Origin of the sequence: Klebsiella sp. GG_Kp175 (assembly GCF_040062325.1) — a bacterium.
Classification (GTDB): domain Bacteria; phylum Pseudomonadota; class Gammaproteobacteria; order Enterobacterales; family Enterobacteriaceae; genus Klebsiella; species Klebsiella quasipneumoniae.
On the sequence record NZ_JBEAFX010000026.1, the window covers coordinates 1 to 5,641 of the forward strand.

The 5,641-nt window shown below is 60.8% G+C and carries 4 protein-coding genes and 1 tRNA gene; all 5 read right to left on the reverse strand.

Annotated elements, in window-relative coordinates; genetic code table 11:
• Positions 1-443: 443 nt before the first annotated feature.
• Positions 444-519: transfer RNA gene (locus ABLU73_RS22765), tRNA-Phe, on the reverse strand.
• A gap of 115 nt (positions 520-634) precedes the next feature.
• Entirely contained in the window at positions 635-2,722 is a 2,088-nt protein-coding gene (locus tag ABLU73_RS22770; RefSeq protein ID WP_043519264.1) for a DUF1176 domain-containing protein, read from the reverse strand.
• A gap of 67 nt (positions 2,723-2,789) precedes the next feature.
• On the reverse strand, positions 2,790-3,380 hold the full coding sequence (locus ABLU73_RS22775; protein WP_004206402.1) for a transcriptional regulator: 591 nt from the start codon (positions 3,378-3,380) through the stop codon (positions 2,790-2,792).
• Between the two features lie 20 nt (positions 3,381-3,400).
• Complete coding sequence (locus ABLU73_RS22780; protein ID WP_043519265.1) at positions 3,401-5,197, reverse strand: protein-disulfide reductase DsbD; 1,797 nt, start codon at positions 5,195-5,197, stop codon at positions 3,401-3,403.
• Positions 5,173-5,496, reverse strand: coding sequence for a divalent cation tolerance protein CutA (gene cutA, locus ABLU73_RS22785; protein ID WP_004206404.1), 324 nt, complete (start codon positions 5,494-5,496; stop codon positions 5,173-5,175). The genes ABLU73_RS22780 and cutA overlap by 25 nt, the downstream gene beginning before the upstream one ends.
• Positions 5,497-5,641 lie beyond the last annotated feature (145 nt).

The following is a 5,641-nucleotide window of genomic DNA, read 5'->3' on the forward strand; positions in this document are numbered from 1 at the left end:
ATAAATGCCTTATCCGGCCTACGGGTCCTCCCGCAGGCTCAAACAGCGTAGGCCCGCGCAAGTACAGCGCCTGGCGATATACATCGGATGCCGTACCCGCGGTTATGCCGGATGGCGGCATAAATGCCTTATCCGGCCTACGGGTCCTCCCTCAGGCTCAAACAGCGTAGGCCCGCGCAAGCGCAGCGCCGCCGGGCAGGGATCATAGAGTGGAGTTCGATGAAAAAGTCCGGATGTAGAAAAGCAAAAACCCGCCTAGTGGGCGGGTTCTTTAAATAGTGGTGCCCGTACTCGGACTAACGCCGCAGGCGTTGAACAGCGCGCGTGTCGCGCTGGCCCCGAAGGGGTGAGCCGCTGTGCGGCGAATAATCGAACGCAGTTCGATGAAGAGTCCGGCTACAGAAAAGCAAAAACCCAGCCATAGGCTGGGTTCTCTGAATAAGTGGTGCCCGGACTCGGAATCGAACCAAGGACACGGGGATTTTCAATCCCCTGCTCTACCGACTGAGCTATCCGGGCAACGGGGCGCATTAAACCGTAATCCGCCCACCCCGTCAACCAAATTTCTTAAATTACTTGTCGATTGCTTATCTTTGCGGCAATTCCGCGTTCAAAGGCGCATTTTGACTCAATATCACTGCATGCCGTTATCACCTTGACGGCTTTTCCAGCCGCTGGTGACGGAGATAACGTGACGCAACCCGGAAATCAGGTAATCACCAATCACCTCTTCATCTTCCCGCGGCGAGCTCAGCGTGATTTCCGCATCCACGCCGTGACGATAGGCGCCATGATGGCTGAAAATGGTGCCGATATAACATTTTCCGTTCAGCCACACCGGAATATAGGCCACCGTCTCATAGATATAGTTGACGGCAACGCCGCTGTAGTAGTTGTCCGCCTCGTCGGCGGAGGTGCCGGGCGGAATGGGGCAGATCGGTGCATCGTTGTCGCTGGCGGGCTTATCTTTCAGCAGGTTGCCCTGCATAACCTCCAGCGAGCGCAGCAGATCCGCTTTATCGCCGTCGCTCAGGCTGGGGGTCAGCGGTTGGTCTTTCTCCGGGGAGCGGATGCTGTTCAGCGTATAGCGATAGCGAACCGTCACCGCGGGCGTCTGGCTGGCGGTGCTGAACGGGCGCAGCAGGTAGAGATTATCTTCGCCAAACTGGCCGTTGTACCACAGGGCATACACCTGGCCGTTGATTTTGACCCAGTGGTTCCACTGGTTAGCCCCGCGGCCATTAATGGAAAAGAGGGCGCCGGGCACCCCGGCATCGAAATCGTCGCCATTATCACTGTCGCTACCGTCGACGGCGGCAAAGTCATTATCGCCGCGCCGGAGCACCCCGGTGTAGCTGAAGAGCCCGGTGCCGCCCACGTAGCTGTCGATGATCAGATCGCGTTTGCCGTCGCCGTCGAGGTCGATAAGCGTAAAGCTGACTTTGCCGTTTTCTGAATCTGCGCTAATTGCGGAGCGCAGAAACGCCTGCCACTCGTCATCGCTGATATCCGGGGACGGTTTGCTGGTCGTCACCAGGCTGTCATCGGCGTAAGTGAGGGTGAAGTCGGTAATATGGCCGGTTAACGGAAACTGCTCGGCGACCCGGTTCAGCGCCAGTTCGGGATCGCTTTTTTGCGCCTTCAGCACCGCGTTATACAGCGTTCGCAGGGCCAGGTTATCCGCCTCTTTCTGCTGCTTCGGGATCACCTGGCTGACAAAGGTCGGCAGCATCCAGGTACCGCCCGGGGTGATTTCCCGGCACATACCGGTGCTGTACTTCAGGCTGGGAACGAAGGTCTTACCCTCCCAGACCCGCGTCTCGCCGGTTACGCAGTCGGCCATGCCCCGCTCTTTATGCAGGAAGACCAGCGTGCCGTTGGCGTAGCTGGAGGCCTCGGTAGTGAGCAGCCGCGGTTTGCTCAACTGGGCGTTATCGACCAGCCACAGGGCATAGCCATCGTTATAGGGCGCTCGCCAGCAGAGCGCCTGCGCCAGCGAATGGGTTTTATCCAGCGCGGTGAGGGTAATCTGGCGCTCTGCCGCCGGAATGGCCGGGTTCTGCCAGTCTTCACAGCGCTGATTCAGCAGCGGCGTCAGGGAGGGCAACAGCTTCTGGCGCTGGAGCATGCTTAGCGGTACAGGCTGCGCGTTGTGGATCACCGGTGCGGCGATGATTTCCGGGGCGGGGGCGGCGGGCAAAATGGCGTCGTCGCCCGCATCGCCTTTATCCAGCAGCGCATCGGCGGTGCCGGTTCGTCGCTGAAACGCATCCATTTTACGCAGCACTTCGCGGCTGCCAGCGCTGGAAAGCAGCATGTGCTGGCCGTTAAGGGCGAATTCGATTTTACGCTGGTTCGCCAGGGCCTGCAGCACGGCGGATGTCTGATCGCTGTCCAGACGGAAGTGGCTGTCATCCACGGCATCCAGCGAGCCGAGGTCCCGGTCGTCGATCAGCAGGCTGGCGGTGGAGTCGGCGGGGATATCGTGTTCGATCTGCGCGAAGGTGACCGTGGCGGTGGGATGCTGTTCGCTGCCCGCGTTGCGGGTCAACAGCACGCTAACCTCGCCCATGCGGTCGCCGTAACCCGCCGCCCGGCAGGTGCCGGTGTTATCGCAGGCGAGCTCCCAGTCTTTTTGCGCAAAGGAAAAACCTTGCAGGGGAGCCGCCAGCAGGGGCGTAGAACACAGCCCCAGCCAGACAGCCCAGAAGAACGCGCGCATATCAATCCCTGTCAGCAATCAGTGAGGGGGAAATTATAGGCGCGACATGGCGGTTAGGATATCAGAATCAGGTTAATGCCCCGCCCATACGGCACTGGGCGAAGCGCAGAATATCTTCTGCCAGCCGCCGCGCCGTATCGACATCCGTCTGGCTACGTTTGATCAGCAGACGGCTCAGACAGCCCTCGACAATCAGCTCCATCTGCTTGGCGACCATTTCCGGATCATCCACCTCCAGCTGGGTCAGCAGCTCATGGGTGTAGGCCAGCGAAGCCTGCTTCTGCTGTTCCGCCAGCTGGTGAATCGGGTGCTGGGCATCCGGATAGAAGGTGCAGGCGGCGATAAACAAACAGCCGGGGTAACGCTGATTGCTGACGCAGGTGGTGAGTGCGCTATAGCGTGCTAGCAGCTTTTGCTCTGCGCTTAAGGTGTCGTCCAGCAGCAGCTGACGGCGCCAGGCATCCACCTGTTGGCTCAGATAGCGAAGCGCGTCATACAGCAGCGCTTCACGATCGGGCCAGAAGCGTTTCAGGTCGCTCGTCGGACAGGACACGCGCTCAGCGACCATCTCCAGCGACGTGTTGGCGATACCTTCAATTTCAAGAATTTTAATGGCTTCTGCCAGGACGTCTTCACGCAGCACGGTGTTCTCCTCCATCTTTCCTCCTAAAGTGTCGCTCACGCTTGCCAATCGCGCAAATGGGCGCTGAATGCCGCAGCATCCATAAAGCCGGTGACTCGCCGGTCGGGCTGTTCCTGACCCTGCGCGTTGAAGAACAGGATCGTCGGCAGACCGAGCACCTGCAGGCGCTTCAGCAGCGCGGCGTCTTGCGGACTGTTCTTCGTCACATCAACCTGTAATAACACGACGCCTTTCAGCGCCTGCTGCACGTCAGGTGAGCTAAAGGTGTATTTTTCAAACTCTTTGCAGGCCACGCACCAGTCGGCGTAGAGATCGAGCATCACCGGCTGACCTTTTGCCTGCGCCAGCGTCCGGTCAAGCTCGGCCACCGAGCTGACGCGGGTGAAGGCCAGGTGCGCCTGCTGCTCGAGCGCCGGGGCGCCAAACGCCCAGTCCTGCAGGGGACGGGCGCTGACCAGCGCGGCGGCAAGAAGAATGATTTGCACCAGCCGCATCCACGGCCGGGTGGCGCCCAGCGAGGTGATAAACGCCCAGCTGAAGAAGGCGATACCGAGCATTGACCACAGACGTAATCCCCACTGGTCGCCGAGTATGCGCTCCAGCAGGAAAACGGGCAGAGCCAGGATCACGAACCCGAAGGCGGTCTTCACATGGCCCATCCATGGCCCGCTCTTCGGCAGCAGACGGTTGCCAAACACGGTGACGAGGATCAACGGCAGGCCCATGCCCAGCGCGTAGAGGTACAACGTGCCGCCGCCCAGCCACAGATTACCGCTCTGGGCGATATATAACAGGATGGCGCTCAGCGGCGCGGTGGTGCAGGGGGAGCAGATCAGCCCGGCAATAGCGCCCATCGCAAAGACTCCGCCGGGCGATCCGCCCTGGCGTTTATTGCTGAGCAGCGCCAGCCGCGTTTGCAGCGAGGAGGGCAGCTGCAGCGTAAACAGGCCGAACATGGAGAGGGCCAACAGTATAAACACCGCCGACAGACCCACCAGCACATACGGGTGCTGCAGGGCCGCCTGGAACTGCAGCCCGGCGGCGGCCACCACCAGCCCCAGCGCGGTGTAGGTTAAGGCCATCCCCTGGACATAAATAAAGGCCAGCAGCAGGGCGCGCGCGGTGGAAAGCCGCTGTTTGCCGCCCAGCACGATGCCGGAAATCAGCGGGTACATCGGCAGCACGCAGGGGGTGAAGGCGATACCAATGCCTATCAGCAGCGCCCACAGGGCGGTGAAAGGCAGGCGGGCGGGGGCGTCAGCTGGCGGCGCAGAGGCAGGCGCAGGTGAAGTGGCGATCTCCGGGGACGGACGCGGCTCAACCGGCAGCGGCGGGTTGAACACCGGACGACTGCTCGTCGGCGGCGCAGGGTCAATGGTGGACGCCTGGCCATCTGCCGAAGCCGCCAGCACGGCGCTCAGCGGGATCACTTTGGTCTCCGGCGGATAACAGAATCCGGCATCGGCGCAGCCCTGCCAGGTGACGGTGAGAGTGGCGTCTTTGTCCGCCTGCTTCACCGTGACCGGAACGGTCAGGCGCTGGCGAAAGATCTCGCTTTTGCCGTAAAACTCATCCTCGTGCCACTCGCCCGCCGGCAGTGCCGGTTCGTCGAGAGTCGCCCCGGCGGCGCGGAAGGTAAACTGTTGACGATAAAGATAATAACCATCCTTGATTTGCCAGCTCAGGTTGAGGTCATGCTGTTGCTGCTGAAAGTCAAAGGCGAAGGCCTGGTCAGCAGGCACGAAGTTCGAGCGCCCCGGTGCGTCGAATAACCCGGCGGTGGCTGACGCGCTGCACAGCAGCAGGATCAGCGTAATGATGCGGTAAGCCATGAGAGGTAATCGTTGTCTCCATACGTGACGGGCAGAACCAGCAGTTCAGGGGTTTGATACGGGTGGTGAGACTTCAGGCAGTCCAGCAGCGCCTGCTGATGGGCAAGATCGGTTTTGAGCAGCATCTGAACTTCATACTCCTGCTCCAGCTTCCCTTCCCAGTAATAGAGCGAGGTGGCCCCCGGCAGGAGCGTGGCGCAGGCGGCCAGCTTTTCCGCCAGCGCTTTCGCCGCCAGATCCTGGGCGGTTGCTTCATCCGGCGCGGTACAGAGCACAACAACAGCATCAGGCGTAGTCATCATGAACCTCGTATCAGCGAAAAGAGGCACTATAGCATGCAAGATGCGGGGATATTAGCGTCACGAGCGGGGAATGGGAGGGAAACGGGCAGCCGGCCCCCCCCGGGCCCCCAGCCCCCCGCAATTTAAACAAAAAAACCCCCAA